Origin of the sequence: Micromonospora salmantinae (genome assembly GCF_022230905.1) — a bacterium.
Classification (GTDB): Bacteria; Actinomycetota; Actinomycetes; order Mycobacteriales; family Micromonosporaceae; genus Micromonospora; species Micromonospora salmantinae.
On the sequence record NZ_JAKKFG010000042.1, the window covers coordinates 164852 to 186018 of the forward strand.

Annotated in this window: 17 protein-coding genes and 1 pseudogene; 15 read left to right on the forward strand and 3 right to left on the reverse strand. The window is 71.7% G+C overall.

Annotated features, from left to right (window positions below; translation table 11 throughout):
• Positions 1-411: 411 nt before the first annotated feature.
• Together PSH03_RS24645 and PSH03_RS24650 are read left to right on the forward strand one after the other, a co-directional pair.
• Positions 412-3162, forward strand: a pseudogene (locus PSH03_RS24645) (DEAD/DEAH box helicase); the annotation flags it as partial.
• Positions 3159-4061, forward strand: coding sequence for an SWIM zinc finger family protein (locus PSH03_RS24650; protein ID WP_210783477.1), 903 nt, complete (start codon positions 3159-3161; stop codon positions 4059-4061). The pseudogene PSH03_RS24645 and the gene PSH03_RS24650, both read left to right, overlap by 4 nt.
• Positions 4062-4107: 46 nt before the next feature.
• Here the strand turns inward: PSH03_RS24650 and PSH03_RS24655 are convergent, their stop codons facing one another.
• On the reverse strand, positions 4108-4365 hold the full coding sequence (locus tag PSH03_RS24655; protein WP_091409372.1) for a DUF3040 domain-containing protein: 258 nt from the start codon (positions 4363-4365) through the stop codon (positions 4108-4110).
• A gap of 431 nt (positions 4366-4796) precedes the next feature.
• Here PSH03_RS24655 and PSH03_RS24660 point away from each other — a divergent pair, with 431 nt between their 5' ends.
• From PSH03_RS24660 to PSH03_RS24680, 5 genes are read left to right on the forward strand one after another with little or no spacing between them, the layout of a single operon-like run.
• A complete protein-coding gene (locus PSH03_RS24660) occupies positions 4797-6878 on the forward strand; it encodes a DUF1800 domain-containing protein (protein WP_210783479.1) in 2082 nt (693 codons plus the stop codon).
• 8 nt (positions 6879-6886) lie between these two features.
• Entirely contained in the window at positions 6887-8269 is a 1383-nt protein-coding gene (locus PSH03_RS24665; protein ID WP_238690547.1) for a DUF1501 domain-containing protein, read from the forward strand.
• Positions 8266-9684 (forward strand): ferredoxin reductase family protein, encoded by a 1419-nt coding sequence (locus PSH03_RS24670; protein ID WP_238690548.1) that lies wholly within the window; start codon positions 8266-8268, stop codon positions 9682-9684. Before PSH03_RS24665 ends, PSH03_RS24670 begins: the two co-directional genes overlap by 4 nt.
• A gap of 13 nt (positions 9685-9697) precedes the next feature.
• Positions 9698-10300 (forward strand): FMN-binding protein, encoded by a 603-nt coding sequence (locus tag PSH03_RS24675; RefSeq protein WP_238690549.1) that lies wholly within the window; start codon positions 9698-9700, stop codon positions 10298-10300.
• Between the two features lie 49 nt (positions 10301-10349).
• On the forward strand, positions 10350-11072 hold the full coding sequence (locus PSH03_RS24680) for an FAD:protein FMN transferase (protein WP_238690689.1): 723 nt from the start codon (positions 10350-10352) through the stop codon (positions 11070-11072).
• Positions 11073-11487: 415 nt separating this feature from the next.
• Here PSH03_RS24680 and PSH03_RS24685 read toward each other — a convergent pair whose 3' ends face one another.
• Positions 11488-12159, reverse strand: a complete 672-nt coding sequence (locus PSH03_RS24685) for a bifunctional DNA primase/polymerase (protein ID WP_091409390.1) — start codon at positions 12157-12159, stop codon at positions 11488-11490.
• Positions 12160-12407: 248 nt separating this feature from the next.
• Between PSH03_RS24685 and PSH03_RS24690 the strand changes: the two genes are divergently transcribed.
• The 7 genes from PSH03_RS24690 (at position 12408) to mctP (ending at position 19148) form a co-directional block, all read left to right on the forward strand.
• Positions 12408-13637 carry a helix-turn-helix domain-containing protein gene (locus tag PSH03_RS24690; RefSeq protein WP_238690550.1) on the forward strand — a complete coding sequence of 410 codons (1230 nt, stop codon included), beginning with the start codon at positions 12408-12410 and terminating at the stop codon, positions 13635-13637.
• A gap of 16 nt (positions 13638-13653) precedes the next feature.
• Positions 13654-14226, forward strand: a complete 573-nt coding sequence (locus PSH03_RS24695; RefSeq protein WP_238690551.1) for a flavoprotein — start codon at positions 13654-13656, stop codon at positions 14224-14226.
• 118 nt (positions 14227-14344) lie between these two features.
• On the forward strand, positions 14345-15181 hold the full coding sequence (locus PSH03_RS24700; protein ID WP_372494875.1) for a Nif3-like dinuclear metal center hexameric protein: 837 nt from the start codon (positions 14345-14347) through the stop codon (positions 15179-15181).
• Positions 15171-15908, forward strand: a complete 738-nt coding sequence (locus tag PSH03_RS24705) for a zinc ribbon domain-containing protein (protein ID WP_210783496.1) — start codon at positions 15171-15173, stop codon at positions 15906-15908. Before PSH03_RS24700 ends, PSH03_RS24705 begins: the two co-directional genes overlap by 11 nt.
• Positions 15909-15911: 3 nt before the next feature.
• Positions 15912-17093: a bifunctional RNase H/acid phosphatase gene (locus PSH03_RS24710; protein ID WP_210783498.1), complete on the forward strand. Its 1182-nt coding sequence runs from the start codon at positions 15912-15914 to the stop codon at positions 17091-17093.
• A 163-nt stretch (positions 17094-17256) separates the two neighbouring features.
• A complete protein-coding gene (locus PSH03_RS24715) occupies positions 17257-17499 on the forward strand; it encodes a DUF3311 domain-containing protein (protein WP_091409411.1) in 243 nt (80 codons plus the stop codon).
• Positions 17499-19148 carry a monocarboxylate uptake permease MctP gene (gene mctP / locus PSH03_RS24720; RefSeq protein ID WP_210783500.1) on the forward strand — a complete coding sequence of 550 codons (1650 nt, stop codon included), beginning with the start codon at positions 17499-17501 and terminating at the stop codon, positions 19146-19148. The genes PSH03_RS24715 and mctP overlap by 1 nt, the downstream gene beginning before the upstream one ends.
• Positions 19149-19413: 265 nt before the next feature.
• On the opposite strand, the gene PSH03_RS24725 is transcribed toward mctP, so the two are convergent.
• The gene (locus PSH03_RS24725; protein WP_238690553.1) at positions 19414-19875 is read right to left on the reverse strand and encodes a MarR family winged helix-turn-helix transcriptional regulator; all 462 of its coding nucleotides are present in this window, start codon (positions 19873-19875) and stop codon (positions 19414-19416) included.
• Between the two features lie 54 nt (positions 19876-19929).
• On the opposite strand from PSH03_RS24725, the gene PSH03_RS24730 reads away from it, so the two are divergent.
• Positions 19930-21153 carry an MFS transporter gene (locus tag PSH03_RS24730; protein ID WP_238690554.1) on the forward strand — a complete coding sequence of 408 codons (1224 nt, stop codon included), beginning with the start codon at positions 19930-19932 and terminating at the stop codon, positions 21151-21153.
• Positions 21154-21167: the final 14 nt, after the last annotated feature.

Consider the following 21167-nt stretch of genomic DNA (forward strand, 5'->3'; position numbering starts at 1 on the left):
CACACCGACCTGGCCGCCGTCCTCGCCGACGCCGCCGAGCCGAGCCGGCCGGACACCACGCTGCTCACCCTGCCCACCCTGGCGGGCGCGCCGACCGACTCACCAGAGCTGATCCGGACCACCGTCGCACCTGCGGTCCGCGGCCGGCTCACACTGGCCGGGTGGCGGGTCCCGACCCTGGTGTACGCCCCGGACGACGCCCTGTCGCTGCTGCGAGCCCTGGACGACATCCCAGCGGTGGCCGGGGCCACAGTGCGGCACCTCGCCGAGCTGGCCGACTTCGCCGCCGACCTGGTGACCCGTGGCCGCGTCCTCCCCGGCGTGCGCACGACGACGGGCGACCAGCCTCCCGGTGCTGGCACGACGGCGGGTGACCGGATGCCCGGCGCTGGCGCGACGGCGGCGTCGGGCGATGCCGGGCAGGTGCCCGCGCAGGCGGTCTGGCGTCCGCTGCTGACCGGCACCGACGCCGCCTGGGCGCGCTCGCTGGCGCTGGCCCTGCCACCGGCCGCCCGAGCCGCCGTCCTGCCGCCTGCCGTCGCCGCGCTAACGGCGCCGACCGCCGCCGCGCAGGGGCTCACCGGGAGCGCCGCCACGTCTGCTGCGGCGACCGTTGGTTCGAGTGGACCTGAGCTGACCGCTGCCGCCCTGGTCGCGGATGCGCTGGACGCGTTGACCGACGCCGCCGCGAGGGCTGCGCTGGCGAGCACCACGCTGGCCCGGGGGCTGCGCCCGGGTGGTCCGGCGCCGGCCTGGTTGGCAGCGCTCGCCGGCCCGCAGCGGGACTTCACCATCGACCCGGCCGGGCTGTCCACTCTCTCCGCCGAACTGGACGCCTGGCAGCGCGACGCCGCCGGTGGCCCGGTGCGGGCCAGTTTCCGCCTTGTGGAGCCGGCCTCCGACGAGGTCACCGAACCGATCCTGGCCACCCGAGCGGTGCCCGCCGACGGTATGCCGGTGCCTGCCGACAGCGCGCCGGTGTCGGTCGGGTCGATCGGTGCCGCGCGCTGGCGGTTGGAGTTCGGATTGCAGGCCGCGGACGAGCCCGGCCTGCACGTCGACGCCGGGGACATCTGGCGAGCGCCGCAGACCCTCGGCGGCCTGGTCGGCCGGACGTCCAGCCCACAGGAGACGCTCCTCGCCGAGCTGGGCCGGGCCAGTCGGCTCTGGCCGGACCTGGACGCCGCGCTGCGTACCGCCGCCCCGGAGGCGATGGAACTCGACGTCGAGGGGGCGCACCGGTTCCTCAGCGCGGGTGCCCCGGTGCTGCACGCGGCCGGTTTCGGGGTGCTGCTGCCGTCCTGGTGGCAGCGTCCGTCGGCGCGACTGGGCGCCCGGTTGCGAGCGCGCAGCCGCACCGCGCCGGGCACTGTGGGTGGCGCCGATGCCGGAGTCGGCCTGGACGCCCTGGTCGACTACCGCTGGGAGATCGCGCTCGGTGACCAGCCGCTCTCCGCCGAGGAGTTGGCGGCGCTGGCCGAGACGAAGACCCCGCTGGTGCGGCTCCGTGGCCGGTGGGTGGAGCTGGACCCGGGGCGGCTCGCGGCTGGGCTGCGCCTGCTCCGCTCCGCGGGCGAGCTGACCGTCGCCGACCTGCTCCGCCTCGGGCTGGCCGACGGCGAGGCCACCGGCGAACTGCCGGTGCTGGAGGTGACCGCCGACGGGGCGCTGGGCGACCTGCTCGCCGGCGCTGTCGAGCGGCGGCTCACCCCGCTGGACCCGCCACCGGGCTTTCGGGGGACGCTGCGGCCGTACCAGCAGCGGGGGCTGGCATGGCTTGCCTTCCTGCGCTCGCTCGGTCTGGGCGGTGTGCTCGCCGACGACATGGGGCTGGGCAAGACGGTGCAACTGCTCGCGCTGCTCGCCGGGGACCCGCCGGAGGCCGGGCCGACGCTGCTGGTCTGTCCGATGTCGCTGGTCGGCAACTGGCAGCGGGAGGCGGCCCGGTTCACCCCGGAGCTGCGGGTGCACGTACACCATGGTGCCGAGCGGGCGCGGGGGGCGGAGTTCACAGCGGCCGCGCACGGCGCGGACCTGGTCCTCACCACCTACTCGGTGGCCGCCCGTGACGCCGCCGACCTGGCCGGCATCGACTGGCACCGGGTGGTGGTGGACGAGGCGCAGGCGATCAAGAACGCGTCGACCCGGCAGGCCGAGGCGGTTCGCGCGCTGCCCGCCCGACAGCGGGTGGCGGTGACCGGCACGCCGGTGGAGAACCGCCTCGCCGACCTCTGGTCGATCATGCAGTTCGCCAACCCGGGTCTGCTCGGGCCGGCCGCGACGTTCCGCAAACGGTTCGCCGAGCCGATCGAGCGGCACGGCGACGTCGAGGCCGCCGAGCGGCTCCGCCGGATCACCGGCCCGTTCGTGTTGCGCCGGCTCAAGACCGACTCGTCGATCATCTCCGACCTGCCGGAGAAGCTGGAGATGGAGGTGCTCTGCAACCTCACCGCGGAGCAGGCCGCGCTGTACCGGGTGGTGGTCGACGACATGCTCGCCCGGATCGAGACCAGCGACGGCATCGAACGGCGCGGCCTGGTGCTGGCCACCATGACCCGCCTCAAGCAGGTCTGCAACCACCCCGCCCAGCTGCTGCGCGACGGCTCACCGCTGGAGGGCCGCTCCGGCAAGCTGGCTCGGCTCACCGAGATCCTGGAGGAGGTGCTGGCGGCGGGGGAGCGGGCACTGCTCTTCACCCAGTACGCCGAGTTCGGTGCGATGTTGCGGGGTCACCTGTCGGCGCGGTTCGGCCGGGAGGTGCTGTTCCTGCACGGTGGCCTCGGCAAGGCCGAGCGGGACGCCCTGGTGCAGCGTTTCCAGTCGGCTGAGGGTCCGCCGCTGTTCGTCCTCTCCCTCAAGGCCGGCGGCACCGGGCTGACCCTGACCGCCGCGAACCACGTGGTGCATGTGGACCGGTGGTGGAACCCGGCGGTCGAGGACCAGGCCACCGACCGGGCGTTCCGGATCGGGCAGCGCCGACGGGTGCAGGTGCGCAAGTTCGTGTGTGCCGGCACTGTCGAGGAGAAGGTGGCCGCGATGATCGCCGACAAGCGCAGCCTGGCCGAGCGGGTGGTCGGCACCGGCGAGCAGTGGATCACCGAGTTGTCCACCGGCCAGTTGCGGGACCTGTTCGCCCTGGAAGCCGGCGCGGTGGTCGAGTGACGGATTTTGCCGACTACGGGCGCCCGCGTCGGGTCGACGGGGGTCTGCGGGCGCGCAGTGCCCGGGGCGCGATCGGCCGGTCCTGGTGGTCGCGGCGTTTCCTGGAGGTGCTGGAGTCGTTCGCGCTCGGCACCCGGCTGACCCGCGGCCGGTCGTACGCGCGGGCCGGTCAGGTGCTCACCCTCGACATCACACCTGGGCGGGTCAAGGCGGTGGTGCAGGGCTCCCGGCCGCAGCCGTACCAGGTGTCTATCGCGCTGAAGCCGTTCCCGGCGGCGCTCTGGTCCCGAATCGAGGACGAGCTGGCCGGGCAGGCGTTCTTCAGCGCCCGGCTGCTCGCCGGAGACCTCCCCGACGAGTTGGAGGAGCTGTTCGCCGCCGCCGGCGCGCCGCTCTTCCCGGCCGCCGTGGACGAGTTGACCCAGCGCTGCAACTGCCCCGACTTCGCGGTGCCGTGCAAGCACCTCGCGGCGACGTTCTACCTGCTGGCCGAGGCGTTCGACGCGGACCCGTTCGAGCTGCTGCACTGGCGCGGTCGGTCCCGGGCGGAGTTGCTCGACGCACTCCGCGCCCGGCGGGCCGCGACCACCGGTGCCATACCGCCGCCCCCGCCGGTCGACCCACCGTCCGGACCGGACGGTGCGGTGTCGACAGTGGACGCCGGTGCGCCGGTCGGTGCCGCCCGGGCGCTCGCCGGGCTGTCGGCGACGCCGCTGGCGGAGGCGGCGGACCGGTTCTGGTCCGCGTCGGTGCCGCTGCCGGATCGGCCGCCCCGGCTGGTGACCGGCACCGACCTGCTGCTGCGCCAGCTCGGAGCGCCGGCCCCGGCCATCGGTGGGCCGGGACTGCTCGAACGGTTGCGCCGCGCGTACCGGGCGTTCGGTCCGGCCGACAGGTGAGCTGTCGCGTCCACCGGTTGAGCCGTCCCGTCGAGCGGTCGAGCAGTCACGTCCAGCGGCGGCGGAACCGCCACATGATCGCGGCGTTGGCGACCAGCACCACCGCGCAGATCGCGCCGGTGAGTCGGCCGGCGAACACGGCTATCGCCGGCAGCGACGCCCACAGCACGATGGTCAACAACATCAGGTAGCGGCCCCTGCGGGCTCGGGCCCGATGGTCCAGCCGGTTGAAGAAAGCCGGGTCACTTTCCCGGAGCTGACGGGTGATCTGGTCGAATCTGCGCTGATCCTCTTTGCTGAGCATGGCGCTGCCTTCCCCTCACGCGTTCAGCGGTTCGGCGGCATACCCGCTGCGGTGGCGGCTCACGCTCGCCCGTTGCTGCTACTTTTCCTCCACGCGAGCGCGCTTCATGTCCGGCTTACCTGAACCTTAAGTTTGCCTTTGGTGGTGAACGGCGCCGAAACTGTCGCGTACGGCAGCGTGGTCCGATCCGTGCTCGGCTGCCGCGCGTAGGCCCTGCTGGGAAGGTCTGCGGGCGGGTCCGTCCCACCGCCCACCGCCGAGGTCGCGTTGAGCGCTGTCTTAAGTGCCCTCACGAGTGGGTTCCGGCCACCTTGAAGGGCCCTGGGGCCTTGGTTACCTTGCCGTAGCAACCCCCTCAGGCAACAGTCGCCGCACCTGCCGCACCTGCCCGGTAGCAGCTTCCGGCGCTCATCAGAAATCGGGATTGGTACATGGCCGACCAGAATGTGCCACCACGTCGACCGCGGGACGACCGCGGTTGGGACGGACATCAGCACCCCAGCGCTGACGGCTACGGCGACCCCCACACGCCCGCGCCCTACGGCTACGACTCGCCCCACCCCCACCAGGGCGGCTACGCCGCGCCGGCCGACCCGCGTGAGCAGTACGCCGGGCAGCCCGCGCCCGCCCCGCGCGGTCCGCAGTGGGTCGGCCCGGAGGGCCTCGGCCGTCCGGCCCCGGCACGGCCGGCCGGCACCGGACTGCCCACCCTCGACGATGACAACGAGCCGGGTCGCAAGGTCGGCCGACGTAAGGCGATGGTGGCCCTCGGTGGCACCGCCGCCGTCGTCGCCGGTGGTGCGGCGCTCGCCATGACCCCGCAGATCCGTGGCCTCTTCGGCGACGAAGCGGCGGCCGGCGACGCGACCGGCAGCACGGTGACCGACGGCACCGCGGCGCGGCCCAGCGGCCAGCAGCCCAGCACCGTGCGTACCTACACCGAGCAGAACGAAAGCTACATGGGTTCGCGGGCCGGTGAGGCGCTGAAGAAGAACGCGCCGGCCGGTGGGCGGACCTTCTCCGGCCCGGCGGCGGCCGCGGCGGCGACCAAGGTGACAGTGAAGACGGTGCTGGCCAAGGACCCGATCCTGCACCTGGCCCGGCGCGCCACCTTCGGCGCGACGCCCGCTGTGGTCGCCGACATCAAGCGCGAGGGCATGGACGCCTGGATCCGCGCCCAGCTGGACCCGGAGAAGTTGGAGCCGAGCAAGGGCGAGCTGAAGCTCGCCGAACTGCCGACCCAGAAGCTCTCCGTGCAGCAGCTGCGTGACCAGCGGGACAAGCTCAACGAGCAGGACGCGCACCCGGAGCGGGAGATGGTCGACGCCACCATCGCCCGGCAGATCTGGTCCAAGCGCCAGCTGTTCGAGGTGATGGTCGACTTCTGGAACGACTTCCTGCACGTCGCCGCGGACTTCGACGGCGGCGAGGTTTACCGCAGCTCGTTCGATCAGGACGTCGTGCGCAAGCACGCGCTGGGCAGCTACCCGGAGATGCTGGTCGCCGCGAACAAGCACCCGGCGCTGCTGATCTACCTGAACCAGAAGGACTCCCGCAAGGACGCGATCAACGAGAACCTCGCCCGGGAGAACCTCGAGCTCTACTCGGTCGGCGTCGACGGCGGCTACAAGGAGCCCGACGTCCGGCAGGCCGCCATGTTGCAGACCGGCCGCGGTGTGGACGACAAGGGCAAGTACGTCTTCCGCCCCGAGCAGCACTACGTCGGCAAGGTGAAGATCCTCGGCTTCACCCACGCGAACAACTCGGCCGACCCGAAGAAGGCCGAAGCGGCGATCGACGCGTACATCACCTACATCGCGACGCACCCGTCGACAGCGAAGTACGTGGCGCAGAGCCTGGCCACCCGGTTCGTCTCGGACACCCCACCGAAGTCCCTTGTGGACCGGTTGGCCAAGACGTACACCACGAACAAGGGCATGATCAAGCCGGTCCTGATGACGCTGTTCTGCTCCTCGGAGTTCTGGGCCGGGGTGGGCCAGAAGGTGCGCCGGCCGATGGAGTACCTGGTCGCCACGTACCGCACCCTGGGCGTCTCGCCGGAGGCGTCGCCGAAGCACAACAACGGCGACAGCAAGCGCACCGCGTACGCCCGGGGGCTGCGCCAGATCCACGACAAGATGCGCGAGCTGGGCCAGTCCCCGATGGGTCATCCGACCCCGGACGGCTACCCGGACGTCTACGTCGCGTGGACCTCGGCCGGCACGATGGTCAACGGCTGGAACGAGGCGGGCGAGATCCTCGCCGGCTACCGCACCACCTTCACGTACACGGCGCCGGAGAAGCTGGTCGCCAAGCCACCGGCGACGGCCGGGGCGTACGTGGACGCGCTCTCGCTGCGGCTGGTGGGCCAGAAGTTGAGCACGCGGGAGAAGAACCTCATCCTCGGCGTGGCCGGTGTGGCGGCGACCACCAAGGTCGACGCCACGTTCAACGGGGCCATCACCGCCGTCGCGCGGGCGATCCTCGCTTCCCCCCAGCACCACCTCCGGTGAGGCACCCGATGGAGAAGACTGTGTACAACTCTTTCCCCCTGCACCCCGAATGCCCCGACGTGCGACGGCTGGCCGACAACCCGGCCGAGGCGTTGCTGCGCGCCGAGGCGGACATCGTCGCCGCCGAGAACGCCGCCGAGTTCGACAGGTACCGCACCCTGGAGGACCTGGAGGAGGCCCAGCAGGACGGTCGCGGCGTGACCCGGCGGACCTTCGTCGCCGGTGCCGCGGCCACCGCCACCGCGCTGGCCACCGCCCAGTTCGTCACCACCTCGGCGTCGTTCGCGGCGACCAAGACCGGCACCCTGATCCACGTCTTCCTCTACGGCGGGCTGGACGGCCTGAGCCTGATCGCGCCGGACAACGACGCGGTGCTCAACAAGGCCCGGCCCGACCTGCTGCTCGGCAACGACTCGCTGTCCCTGGGCCGCGGCTTCAAGCTGACCGGCGCGTTCAAGCCGCTGGAGAAGTGGCTCACGGCCGGCCAGTTGGGCTTCATCCCGGCGGTCTCCGACGAGCGGCTGTCCCGCAGCCACTTCCAGGCCGCCGACGCCTGCAACCTGGGTGGGCTGCCCAACGAGACCGGCGGCCGGGGTTGGCTCGACGGTCTGGTCGACAACCTGGGCAAGGGCACCGCGTTCCGCAGCGTCGGCATCGGCAGCACCCTGCCCCGCTCGCTGGTCGGCAACAACGGCGCGCTCTCGCTGAACAACGTCGGCTCCCTGCGGCTCAACGGTGACGAGCGGTTCCGGGCCGCCACGGAGAAGGCCATCAAGGGCCTCTTCACCGGGATCAACCACCCGGTCGAGGAAGCCGTGCAGGAGGGCATGGGCGCGCTGGCCACCGCCCAGAAGCTCGCCGCCAAGCCGTACCAGCCCGCCGAGGGCGTCAAGTACGAGGGCGTCGGCAACGCGTTCCAGCAACTCGCCCAGCTGATCAAGGGTGGCGCCAACGTCCGGGTCGCCACCGTCGGCATGGGTGGCTACGACACCCACGAGAACCAGGGCACCCGCGAGGGCGGCCAGCTGTACCGCCGGCTGAACGAGCTGGCCAGCGCGATGGCCGCCTTCTTCACCGACCTCGGCCCGAAGGCCGCCGACGTGACGATCATGGTGTCCAGCGAGTTCGGCCGTCGGGTCGGCTCCAACAACAACGGCACCGACCACGGGCACGGCGGCGTGGTCACCCTGCTGTCCGGCAAGAAGCTGGCCGGTTCGCTGCTGGGCACCTGGAACGGTCTGGACAAGCTGGACTCCGGTGACGTGCCGGAGTACAACAACATGTTCAACGTCTACGGCGCTGTGGCGCAGGGCCGGTTCGGGCTCACCAACGCGGAGGTCGACAAGGTCTTCCCCCGCCAGAAGTACGCCCCGATGAAGCTGTACGCGTGACGCATTCGCACACCCACGCCGCCGGCCGTCGTACCGGGACCTCGTCCCGGCACGGCGGCCGGTCGGCTGCGCCCGTACCCCCGCAGATCCCGGACCGGCGCGGGCCCGGCGGCCGCCGGCTGCTCGGCGTGCTGCTCCTGGTCGGCCTGCTCGCCAGCGTGCTGCCCTGGTGGCTGGGCACCCCGGCCGGATCGCTGCGGACCACCGCGGCCACCGTCACCTCGGCCGGCCGGATCACCGGCCTGGTCGCCGGCTACCTGCTGCTGGTGCAGGTGCTGATGATGAGCCGACTGCCGGTGCTGGAACGGTGGATCGGCGGCGAGCACATGGCCCGCTGGCACCGGGACATCGGCGCCACCCTGCTGGTCACCGTGCTGGCGCACATGTCGCTGATCCTGGTCGGCTACGCCGACCTGCGTAACCAGTCGGTCCTCGCCGAGGTCGGCACGTTGCTCGGCGACTACGAGGACATGGTCTCGGCGTTCGTCGCCACCGGCATCATGATGCTTGTCGGCTTCAGCAGCATCCGGGCGATCCGGCGGGCGTTGCCCTACGAGCTGTGGCACCTGCTGCACCTGTCCAGCTACCTGATCCTGCTGCTCGGCTTCGGCCACCAGTTCGCCCACGGCGCGCAGCTCTACCGGCCCGGCCCGGTGCGCACCGGCTGGATCGCGCTCTACCTGCTGGTGGTCGCCGCCCTGCTCTGGGGCCGGGTGATCGCGCCGCTGGCGTTCAACCTGCGCTACAAGCTGCGGGTCGCCGACGTGGTCGCCGAGAGCCCCGACACCATCTCCATCTACCTCACCGGGGAGCGGCTCGGCAGGCTGGCGATGCTCGGCGGTCAACACTTCCGCTGGCGGTTCCTCACCCGGGGCTGCTGGTGGCAGTCGCACCCGTTCTCCGTCTCCGCCGCCGCCAACGGCCGCTGGCTGCGGGTCACCGTCAAGGTGGTCGGCACCCACACCGCCGACCTGCGCGACCTGGAACCGGGCACCCGGGTCTGGGCCGAAGGCCCGTCGGGCACCTTCACCGCCGCGCACCGGCTCCGGGAGCGGGCGCTGCTGATCGCCGGTGGCAGCGGCATCACGCCGATCCGGGCCATGCTGGAGGAGTTGCCGCCGGGCGCCGCGCTGATCTACCGGGCCCGCACCCCTGCCGACGTGCTGCTCAGCCGCGAGTTGGACTGGCTGGCCCAGGAACGCGACACCTCCGTCTGGTACGTCATCGGCTCCCGCGACGACCCCGGCCCCCGCCAGTTGATGAGCCCGGACGGGCTGCGGCAACTGGTGCCCGACGTGGCCCGGCGCGACGTCTACCTGTGCGGGCCGCCCGGTCTGGTGGAACAGTCGGTGCGGGCGCTGCGGCGAGCCGGCGTGCCCCGACGGCAGATCCACCTGGCCACGTTCGAGCTGTAGGAAGGGCATCCCCATGCGTCGCGCACTCCTCGCGATCACCGGCCTGGCCGCCAGCACCACCGCGCTCGTGGTGTTCAAGGGCTCGCCCGGCACCAGCCAGGTCGCCCAGAACCTGCCGACCGCCCAGCCGGTCAACCCCTCCGGGGCGGGCACCGACCCCGGCGCCGCCGCGGGCGCGCCGGGCACCGACCCGGCCGCCGGCACGCCGACGTCATCGGGAAGCGCCAAGCCGTCGACGTCGCCCAAGCCCGGCAAGACCACCGCGCGCCCGTCGGGCACCAAGACGACGAAGGCCCCCAGCGCTCCGCGGACCACCACCAAGGCACCCCAGTCGACCACCCGCCGGGTCACCGGCAACGGCTTCGAGAACGAGTACGGGTACGTGCAGGTGCAGATCGTGGTCTCGGGTAACCGGATCGTCGAGGCCGTCGCGCTGTCGCTGCCCAGCGGGGGTGAATCCGACATCCACAGCGGCGACGTCCGCAACCGTTACGACGGCAGGGGCGGCGAGGTGGTGCAGAAGCAGAACGCGAACCTCAACACCGTCTCCGGTGCCTCCGAGACCAGCAACTCCTACAAGCAGTCGCTGCGGTCCGCCATCGAGCAGGCCTTCTGACGTGCGGGCCACGCTGACCCGACCCGGGCTGTGCCGGGTCGAACAGATCATGGGTACGGCGATCACACTGGACCTCGCCGACGATCTGCCGCCGGCGACGCTACGCGAGCTGGCGGACGAGGTCTTCGCCTGGATGCACGAGGTGGACGCGCGGTTCAGCACCTACCAGCCGGACAGCGAGGTGTGCCGCTTCGACCGGGGCGAGGTGCTGCTCTCCGAGGCGTCAGCGGACCTGCGGTACGTGCTGGAGACCTGCGCCGACCTGTGGGGCGCCACCGACGGGTTCTTCGACGCGTACGCCACCGGTCGGCTCGACCCGTCCGGCTACGTCAAGGGCTGGGCCGCTCAGGTCGCCTCGGACCGCCTCGTCGCCGCCGGTGCCGTCAACCACTGCGTGAACGCCGGCGGCGACGTACGGGTGCGGGGCCTGTCGCCGTCCGGGGAGCCGTGGCGCATCGGCATCCGGCACCCGTGGGACGCGATGGCGGCCTGTCTGGTGCTCAGCGGGACCGACCTGGCCGTGGCCACGTCCGGCGTGTACGAGCGGGGCCGGCACGTGCTGGACCCGCGCCGGGGCGCACCGGCCAGTGGGCTGCGCTCGGTGACTGTGGTCGGCACCGACCTCGGGTTGGCCGACGCGTACGCCACCGCAGCCCTCGCCATGGGCACCCCCGGCCTCAACTGGCTGGCCCGCCTGGACGACCACACCCACGCGGCGATAACCGACAACGCCCGCCAGTACCACTCGACCGCCCTCCCCCTGACCAACTAGGCCCCCGCACCCCCACCCCACCCCGGCCTCGCCCCGCTCCACCCCGCGATCTTGCACTTTCTGTTGCGCTTTTGTCCCGTTACGTAGAGATTGTCGGGACAGAAAGTGCAAGATCGCCGGGGGTTGGGTGTGGGGGCGCGGCGACCGGCTAGCGGATGGGGCGGTGGGTGCCGGCTGGGCGGGAGCCGGTGGGGCGTGGACGGCCGGGGCGGGACCCGGACGGACGGGTGCCGGCCCAGCGGCGCCCCGGGTGGCTGCGCCGGGGCGGCTCGGTGCCGCCGGGGTGAGGCGCTCTGTCGTTTGTGGACATCGTTCCCCCGTTCGTGGCGCGCGTTCGCACCGTCCCCCTGTCAACGAGGACCGACGCCTCGGCGACGCTGTCGGGCACCGGATCGAATCGTCGACAGGGCCGGTTTCACATGCCTCGTCGGGGCAGCGGCAGGTGACCGGGGAGCAGGTCGGGGGCGAGCGTCACCCCGGCGGCGCGCAGCGCCCCGATCAACGTGTTCTGCACGAGGTACGAATCCGGAAGCTGCCAGCGCGCCTGCTCCGGGGCGACAGCCCAACGGACGGTGCCCTCCGGCAGCCGGGTGGGCGGCGCGGGGATCCACGAGCCCGGCCCGTGCCGGACCACGTGGAAGCAGTGCTCCAACTCCGGCCGGAGCGGGTCGCCGGGGCGGACCAGGAACATCCACCGCCCGGTGGGCGTGACCAGCACCGGTCCGCGTACGCCGGTGCCGGCCGGGTGGATCTGGACCGCGTCGAGCACGTGTCGGCCGAGGTGGGCTGGCACCTCCAGCACGTCGAAGGCCCGGCCGGTGGGCAGCAGCACCCCGTGTGGTCGGCTCCGCCACCAGGTCGCCACCCGGGCCGGGTCGGCGCTGGCGGCCAGCTCCCAGTTTTCCAGGGCGGGGTGGCAGCCCACTGTGGGACAGCCGGCCCGGCCGCAGACGAAGCGGCTGCGGGCCAGACAGGCGCCCGGGGTGACCTCCCAGCCGTGTACCGCGTACCGGATGGCGACCCGGCGCAGCCGGACCCGTTCCAGCGGCGACAGTTCGGCAACGCGCGGTACGACATTCCCCCACATGTGTGCCAACTCCTCTCGTCGGGCCCGGCGTTCGCCAGGTCGCATGTCGAGCACCGTCACTGCCGTAACCCACGATCGTTGAGGTTGACGAACGGCTCGTGCAACTTGCACGAAAAGTACGAGGACTAGCTGTACGGCTGACGTACATCCTGTGCGACCAGCGAAAACCTGAAAATGAACCACAGTCGCCGCACCCGCGGACATCGCCCCGACTCGATTGGTCGTCGGTGGCAGGGGAGGATGGGGAGATGGACGAGCTACCCATAGGACGGCGAGTGGCCTACTGGCGGGGGCGACGCAAGATGTCGCAGCAGGTCTTCGCGGACCGGCTGGGCAAGTCCAAGAGCTGGGTGGACAAGGTCGAACGCGGCGTCCGCCGATTGGACAAGTTCTCCGTCCTCTACGAGATCGCCGACATCCTCCAGATGGACGTGCAGCTGCTGATGGGCAAGGACCCGGAGCGGCGCGCCGACGCCCTCAACTGCATCGACCAGGTCGAGGTGCAGGAGATCCGGGCGGCGTTGGAGCGCTACGACTCGATGAGCGCGTACTTCGACGCGGCGCCGTACCCGCCGCCGATGGACGACATGCGCAAGGCCGTCAACCACGCCTGGCTCACCTACCAGTACGGCCGCTACGGGATGCTCACCCGGGCGTTGCCGAAGCTGCTGCGCGACGCCCAGGCGGGCGACGCCGCCTACGGCGGTGGGCAGGCCGCCGAGGCGGCCCACCTGCTCGGCCAGGTCTACCAGATCGCCTCCTCGGTGCTGCGCAAGCTCGGCGAGTGCGAGCTCGCCTGGTTGGCCGCCGACCGGTCGATGGCGGTGGCCCAGCGGGCCGACGACCCGCTGCTCGCCGGGATCGCGACCACCCGGGTGTGCAACGCCCTGGTCGCGATGGGGCGGGCCCGCCCCGCGCTGGAGCTGAACGTCCAGATCGCCAACCGGCTGGCGCCGGGTGGCAGCAACGAGGTCTCCCCGGCCCGCCTCTCCGTCTACGGGATGCTGCTGCTCCAGGGCGCGATGGCCGCGTCCCGCATCGGTGACTCGGCCAGCGTCGACGACCTGATCAACTGCGCGCAGGAGGCCGCCACCCTGCTCGGCGGCGACCACAACCACTACTGGACGTCGTTCGGCCCGACCAACGTCGAACTGCACCGGGCCGCCGCCGCTGTGGAGCTGGGCGACGGGGGGCGGGCCGTCGAGGTGCACCAGCTGCGCATCGCGGAGCCCTCCTTCAACGCGCTGCTGCCCGAGCGCCGCGCCCACCACCTGCTCGACATCGCCCGCGGGTACGCCCAGATAGGTGACGTGGCGAACGCCGGCGAGATGCTGCTGCTCGGTGATCGGCTCGCCCCGTCGGAGATCCGCTGCCGGCCGATCGCGCACGAGGTGATGTCCGACATCCTCCGTCGCACACGTGGTGCGCCGCCTTCTCCGGTAGCGGAGTTGGCTGAGCACATGGGAGTAGGGGTATGAGCGCGGAGCCGGTCTGATGGCCGGTGCAGCGCACAACAGCGGGCACCGCGAGGTGCTCTACGTCATCGCCTGCGGTTCGCCGCTGGCCCGGCACGTCGGTCGTCTGGTCGACCTCGCCCAACAGGACGGCTGGGACGTCTGCGTGGTCACCACGCCGGACGGCGCGAAGTTCGTCGACCAGTCGGCCCTGATCCGGCAGACCGGCCATCCGGTGCGGACGCACTACAAGAACCCCGGTGACCCGGACGTGCTGCCGCCCGCCGACGCCATGATCGTCTGCCCGGCCACAGTCAACACTGTCAACAAGTGGGCGGCCGGGATCACCGACACGCTGGCGCTCGGGCTGTTGGTCGAGGCGCAGGGCAAGGGCGTCCCCATCGTGGCGGTGCCGTACACCAACGCGGCGATGGCCTGCCACCCGGCGTTTCGTGCCGGGGTGGCCCGGTTGGCCGAGTGGGGTGTCACTGTCCTCTTCGGCGACGATGTGATCGCTCTGCATCCGCCCGGAACGGGGGAACAGCACCTGCACGCCTTCCCCTGGGCGATGCCGCTGGCCGCATTGCAGACCGTCTCCTGGAGCGCCGCCTAACGCGTCCGGCAGATCTTCCACCCGACGCGGCCGGGCCGGGTGTCACCGCCCGGCGGCCCCGACGCCGGTAAGCTGGCCCGCCGTGAGCACAAGCGGATCCGCCCCCACAGTCAGCGACGTGGTGGCCGCGCTGGAACGGCGCTTTCCGCCGGTCTGGGCGGAGGAGTGGGACCGGGTGGGCCTGGTGCTCGGTGAACCGGCCACCCCGGTCCGCCGGGTGCTCTGCGTGGTCGACGTGGTGCCCGAAACTGTCGACGAAGCCCTCGCCGCCGACGCGGACATGATCGTCGCGCATCACCCGCTGCTGCTGCGCGGGGTGTCGTCGGTCGCCGCGACGACCTTCAAGGGGCGGATCATCCACCAGTTGATCCGGGCCGGGGTGGCGCTCTACGCGGCGCACACCAACGCCGACGTGGCCTCGCCGGGCGTCTCCGACGCCCTCGCCGCCCGCTTCGGGCTCACCGGTCTGCGCCCACTTCAACGACCCGCGCCCGGCTCGCCCGCCCACGGCGACGACCGGGGCTTCGGCCGGATCGGCGAACTGCCCCAGCCGATGACCCTCGCCGAGCTGACCCGGCACGCGGCAGCGGTGCTCCCCGTCACGTCCTGGGGAGTTCGCGCGGCGGGGGATCCCGGGCGTATGGTTCGTACCCTCGCCGTCAGCGGCGGGTCGGGGGACAGCTTCCTCGGCGCCGCGACCGCCGCCGGGGTGGACGCGTTCCTCACCGCCGACCTGCGGCACCACCCGGCCGGCGAGCACCTCGCCGCCGATGGTCCCGCCCTGATCGACGCCGCCCACTGGGCGACCGAACGACCGTGGCTGGACGACCTGGCCGCCTTCCTCCGGGAGGCGCTGGACGTCGAGACGCTGGTGTCCGACCTGGACACCGACCCGTGGACCGTGCACGCCGCCGCACCCGCTGTGGACGACAAGGAGCCCGACCGTGAAGGCTGACCCCAAGGTGCAGCGCCGCCTGCTCGACCTCCAGGCGATCGACACCAACCTCGCTCAGCTCGCCCACCGCAGGCGAACGCTCGCCGAGCGGGCCGAGCTGGAGTCGCTGGCCCGGGAACTGTCGTCGATGGAGGACGAGCGGGTTCGCGCCCAGGTGGCGGTCGACGACCTGGACCGGGACATCGCCCGGTTGGAGAAGGACGTCGAGCAGGTCCGGGCCCGCAAGGAGAAGGACGAGAACCGGCTGGCCGCCGGCACCGGCCCGGCCCGCGAGCTGGAGGCGCTCCAGCACGAGCTGGTCTCCCTCAAGCGCCGCCAGGGCGACCTGGAGGACGCCGAGCTGGAGCTGATGGAGCAGCGGGAGACCGCGCAGGGCGTACTGGACGGCGTCGAGCAGCGGCTGGCCGAGACCCGCGACAAGCGGGCCGCTACCGAGCAGCGCCGCGACGAAGCGCTGGCCGAGATCGCCAAGGAGGAGGAGTTCAAGCGGGGCGCCCGTCAGCCGCTCGCCGCCGACCTCCCCAGCGAGCTGGTCAACCTGTACGACAAGATCCGCGAGGACACCGGGTTGGGTGCCGCGCTGCTCACCGGGGGCCGCTGCGGCGGGTGCCGCCTGGACCTGTCCGGCGCCGACCTGGCCCGGATCCGCAAGGCCGCCCCCGACGACGTGGTCCGCTGCGAGGACTGCCGACGGATCATGGTCCGCACCAACGAGTCGGGCCTGTAGGTCGTGGCGCCGCGCGTGGTCTCCATGGAGGCCGACGGTGGGTCCCGGGGCAACCCCGGCCCCGCCGGCTACGGCGCGGTGGTCCGCGACCCGGAGACCGGCGAGGTGCTCGCCGAGCGCTCCGAGTCGCTCGGCACCGCCACCAACAACGTCGCCGAGTACCAGGGCCTGATCGCCGGGTTGACCGCCGCCGCCGAGTTGGGCGCCGCCGAGGTGGACGTCCGGATGGACTCCAAGCTGGTGGTCGAGCAGATGTGCGGCCGGTGGCAGATCAAGCACCCCGGTCTGCGGCCCCTCGCCGCCCAGGCCGCCGCGCTGGTGGGCCGGTTCACAGCGGTCCGGTTCAGCTGGATTCCGCGCGAGCAGAACCGGCACGCCGACGCCCTCGCCAACGCCGCCATGGACGCCGCAGCGGGTCGTCCGTCGGCGACCGCGGCCCCGGCCCGTCCTGCCACGACTGCGGCCGCCGGCCAGCCCTCGACGCCGCCCGCCGTCCCGATCGTCGGCAGCGACCCGGCGACCGCGCCGGCCTCCTGGGAGCCACGGCCGACCTTCACCGCCACCCGACTGATCCTGGTCCGGCACGGCGAGACCGCCTACACCGAGCAGCGGCGCTACTCCGGGCGCGGCGACGTTCCGCTCTCCGAGCGTGGCCGGGCCCAGGCCCGCGCCACCGGCACCCGGGTGGCCGAGCTGGCCCCGTCCGTCGCGGCCGTGCTCAGCTCACCGCTGTCCCGGTGTACGGCCACCGCGGCGTCGATCGCCGAAGCGCTCGGCGGCGACGTGCCGGTCCGCACCGAGGACGACCTGATCGAGTGCGACTTCGGCCAGTGGGAGGGGCGCACCTTCGCCGAGGTACGCCAGCAGTGGCCGGGGGAGATGGACGCCTGGCTCGCCTCACCCCGGATCGCGCCGCCGGACGGGGAGTCGTTCACCCAGGTCGCCGAACGCGCGCACCGCGTCATTTCCGGGCTGCTCACCGCGTACCCCGGTGAGACCGTGGTGGTCGTCTCGCACGTCTCGCCGATCAAGCTGATGCTGCGCGACGCCCTCGCGGCCGGCGACGGTTTTCTGCACCGGCTCTTCCTCGACGCGGCCGGCATCTCGGTGCTCGACATGTGGCCCGACGGCGGCGTGGCAGTGCGCACCGTCAACGACACCGCCCACCTCGCCACCCTCGACTGAGCCGCCACACCCTTCGTTCGTAACGGCCGGTCGGCCGCGCCGTTCGGCGCAGCCGACCGGCCGTTCGGCGCAGCACCTTCCGAACGGGTCAGGTGACCGCCGTCACAGAGTCGTAGCCTCCGGCCGTTACATCGGAAGCCACGACTCCCCGGAGGTGTGTCAGATGGCTGCACCCGAACCGGAGGCGCCGCCCACGGCGCCGACCAGGGCGAAGGACCACAGCCCCTGGAACTGGTTGCTCTTCATCCCCATCGTGGTGCCGCTGATCCCGGCGTTCTTCAATGGCGACTCGCCCCGGGTCTTCGGCTTCCCGCGCTTCTACTGGCTGCAACTGGCCTTCATCCTGCTCGGCGTCGGCACCACCACGTTGGTCTACCAGATGACGAAGAAGCGGGGAGGCCGCTGATGTGGCGCGACCATCTCACCGAGATCATCGTCTTCTCCCTGTTGTTCCTCCTGGTCAGCGTGATGGGCTTCGTGGCCGCCCGGTGGCGGGCACCGAAGGACATGGCGCACCTGGACGAGTGGGGGCTGGGCGGGCGCAGCTTCGGCGGCTGGATCACCTGGTTCCTGGTCGGCGGTGACCTCTACACCGCGTACACCTTCGTGGCGGTGCCGGCGTTGATGTTCGGTGCCGGCGCGGCCGGGTTCTTCGCCGTGCCGTACACCATCGTCATCTACCCGCTGGTCTTCCTGGTGCTGGTGCGGCTCTGGTCGGTGTCGCACCGGCACGGGTTCGTCACGCCTGCCGACTTCGTCCGCAACCGGTTCGACTCGCCGGTGCTGGCGCTGCTGATCGCCATCACCGGCATCGTCGCCACCATGCCGTACATCGCGTTGCAGCTGATCGGCATCGAGGCGGTGCTCAAGACGATGGGCGTCACCGGCGACAACGCGCTGGCCCGGCACCTGCCGATCATCATCGCGTTCGCCATCCTGGCCGCCTACACGTACCAGTCGGGGTTGCGCGCGCCCGCGCTGATCGCGTTCGTCAAGGACAGCCTGATCTACATCGTCATCCTGGTGGCGGTCATCTACCTGCCGTACAAGCTGGGCGGCTGGGGTGACATCTTCGCCGCCGCTGACGCGAAGTTCGACGCCTCGCCCAACCCGAACGACGGCATCCTGCTCAACGGCAACAACCAGCTTCAGTACGTGACGTTGGCGCTCGGCTCGGCGTTGGCGCTGTTCCTCTACCCGCACAGCATCACCGGTGTGCTGGCCAGCAGGAACCGCGACGTGATCAAGCGGAACATGTCGGCGCTGCCCGCGTACAGCCTGCTGCTCGGGCTGATCGCGCTGCTCGGCTACATGGCCATCGCGGCCGGTGTGAAGCCGCTGCCCGGCAACTCGGCCGGCTCGGTGGACAACAACACCATCGTCCCGCTGCTGTTCGACCAGCAGTTCCCGGACTGGTTCGCCGGTGTCGCGTACGCGGCCATCGGCATCGGCGCGCTGGTGCCCGCGGCGATCATGTCGATCGCGGCGGCGAACCTGTTCACCCGCAACATCTACAAGGAGTACCTGAAGCGGGACGCCTCCCCGGCCCAGGAGGCGAACGTCTCGAAGATCACCTCACTGGTGGTGAAGGTCGGCGCGGTGGCCTGCATCGTCTTCCTCGACCCGCAGTTCTCCATCGACCTCCAACTGATCGGTGGCGTGATCATCCTGCAGACGCTGCCGGCGGTGGCGCTGGGCCTCTACACCCGCTGGTTCCACCGCGCCGGCCTGATCGTCGGCTGGGTCGCCGGCATGGGCTTGGGCATGTGGATGCTCTACCAGGTGGCCAGCCCGACCCGGAAGCACTTCGGCGGCTCGGCGTTCCCGCTGTCGGAGTTCGGGTTCGACACCACCCGGACGATCTACGTCGGCATCGTGGCGGTGGCTGTCAACCTGGCCGTGGCGGCGCTGGTGACGCTCGCGCTGCGGGCCGCGAAGGTCGAGGAAGGAGTCGACGGCACCGAGCCGGACGACTACTTCGCCGACGAGGGCGACCCCCGGGTCACCCCGGGCACCGACAGCGACGCCGACTCGGCCCGCGAACCGGTCGCCTGACCTGAGGTACGCCCAGGCGCCGACGTGGGTCGGTGCCCGGGCGCACCTGCCCCGTGCGCTGTCCCCCGCGCCCCTGTCCTCGCGCCCCGTGTCCTCGCGCCCGGCGTCTTCCGCGTCGATCTTGCAGTTATGGTGCCCGGCAGGTGGTGATTCAGACCGTTTGTCCCCCACCATAAGTGCAAGATCGACGGGGCAGGGCGGGGCAGGGCGAGGCTGGACAGGAGGGCTGGGCTGGGGCTCGGCGGGGTGGGGGTGGATCAGCGGATCAGCGGGGGCGGTTGCGGTTGATCAGGGCCTGGTTCAGGCGGCCTAGCAGGGCCGCCAGGGTGGAGCGGTCCTCGGGGGTCCAGTCGGCCAGCATGTCGCCGTAGAGGCGGGTGCGGGCGGCCTGGACGGCTGCCATCCGTTGCAGACCGGCCGGGGTGGGGGAGATGACGGTGCCGCGGCCGTCGGACGGGTCCGGGGTGCGGGTGATCAGGCCGTCGCGCTGAAGCGCCGACACCTGTCGGGTGACTGTCGAGCCGTCCAGGTTGAGTCGGGCGGCGAGCGCCGAGACGTTCTGCGGGCCGGCGTCGGCCAGGTCGCGCAGGATGACGTACGCCGCGCGGTCCAGCACCCGGTGCTCGGCGGTGCCGGTGGCCCGCCGGGTGGCCTCGCCGAAGCGCATCAGCAGGGCCACCTCGGTCTCGATCCGGCCGAGGGTGCTCTCGTCGTGGTCGTCGCTCATAGCTGTACGATACAGGATAAGTAACTGTACGATACAGCTATCTGAGGAGTCGGAGTGGATCGGCGTTCCGAACCGAACCGCAGTGCCATCTACGCCACCACGTTGGTGGCCTTCCTCGCCATCGCCGGCATCGCCGTCGTCGACCCGATCCTGCCCGCCATCGGCGAGGCGATCGGGGTCACCGCCTGGCAGGTCGAGCTGCTGTTCACCGCGTACATCGCGGTCATGGCCCTTGGCATGATCCCGGCGACGCTGGCCAGCGGCCGGTTCGGCTTCAAACCGGTGCTCATCACCGGCGTCTCAGTGGTCGGCCTCGCCGCGATCCTCGCCTCGTTCAGCGACAACATCGTGCAGCTGTCAGTGCTGCGCGGCGTCTGGGGGCTGGGCAACGCGATGTTCTTCGCCACCGCCATGGTGGTGCTGGTCAACCTGGCCGTCGACCGGGAATGGGTGGTGGGACTCTTCGAGACCGCCCTCGGTCTCGGCTTCGCCGTCGGACCGCTGATCGGTGGCCTGCTCGGCGAGGTCAGCTGGCGGCTGCCGTTCTTCGTCTGCGGCGTCTTCATGGTCCTCGCCCTCGGCGTGGCCTCCCGCAAACTCCGCGAACCCACCAACCGGCAGGCACCGGTACGCGTCGGCCAGATCTTCGCCACCTACCGCCGGCCGGCGTTCATCGCCCTCTGCGTGGTCACCGCCGCGTACAACTTCGTGTTCTTCGTGGTGCTCGGCTACACGCCGCTCTTCCTCGGCCTGGACGTCATCCCGTTGGGGCTCGCGTTCACCGGCTGGGGGCTCGGCCTGGCCGCCGGCATCATGGTGATCGGTCACCGGCTGGCCCACCGCATCGGCGCGGTACAGACCGTCGGCGTGGCCATCGCCGGGCTGCTGGTCTGCATGGTCCTCTTCGCCACCTCCACCAGCACCGCCGAGGCGCTCGTGGTGCTGGTGGCCGCCGGACTCTGCATGGGGCTGGCCAACGCCAACCTCACCGACCTGGCGCTCGGCCTCGGCTCCAGCGATAGGCGCGTCGCCACCGGCGCGTTCAACCTGGTCCGCTGGGGCGCCGCCGCGCCGGCACCGATCATCTCCGGCAAGCTCGCCGAGCAATCGCTGTCGCTGCCGTTCTGGGTCGGCTTCGGGGTGCTCGCCGTCGGCGTGCTCGTCTACCTGGCCTTCGCGCACCTGATGGCCGCCGGCTACGGCGAACGGGTGCTCTGGTCCCGCTGGAACCGCGCCGCCGCCGACACCGAACACGAGCCCGTCGGTGAGACCTACTGACCGCCGGGCGAGCG

Coding starts and splice junctions, on each gene's coding strand:
- PSH03_RS24655 (WP_091409372.1), bottom strand. CDS start 4,365: ATGCTCAGCAAAGAGGATCAGCGCAGATTCGACCAGATCACCCGTCAG.
- PSH03_RS24665 (WP_238690547.1), top strand. CDS start 6,887: ATGGAGAAGACTGTGTACAACTCTTTCCCCCTGCACCCCGAATGCCCC.
- PSH03_RS24690 (WP_238690550.1), top strand. CDS start 12,408: ATGGACGAGCTACCCATAGGACGGCGAGTGGCCTACTGGCGGGGGCGA.
- PSH03_RS24685 (WP_091409390.1), bottom strand. CDS start 12,159: ATGTGGGGGAATGTCGTACCGCGCGTTGCCGAACTGTCGCCGCTGGAA.
- PSH03_RS24695 (WP_238690551.1), top strand. CDS start 13,654: ATGGCCGGTGCAGCGCACAACAGCGGGCACCGCGAGGTGCTCTACGTC.
- PSH03_RS24725 (WP_238690553.1), bottom strand. CDS start 19,875: ATGAGCGACGACCACGACGAGAGCACCCTCGGCCGGATCGAGACCGAG.
- PSH03_RS24675 (WP_238690549.1), top strand. CDS start 9,698: ATGCGTCGCGCACTCCTCGCGATCACCGGCCTGGCCGCCAGCACCACC.
- PSH03_RS24660 (WP_210783479.1), top strand. CDS start 4,797: ATGGCCGACCAGAATGTGCCACCACGTCGACCGCGGGACGACCGCGGT.
- PSH03_RS24715 (WP_091409411.1), top strand. CDS start 17,257: ATGGCTGCACCCGAACCGGAGGCGCCGCCCACGGCGCCGACCAGGGCG.
- PSH03_RS24680 (WP_238690689.1), top strand. CDS start 10,350: ATGGGTACGGCGATCACACTGGACCTCGCCGACGATCTGCCGCCGGCG.
- mctP (WP_210783500.1), top strand. CDS start 17,499: ATGTGGCGCGACCATCTCACCGAGATCATCGTCTTCTCCCTGTTGTTC.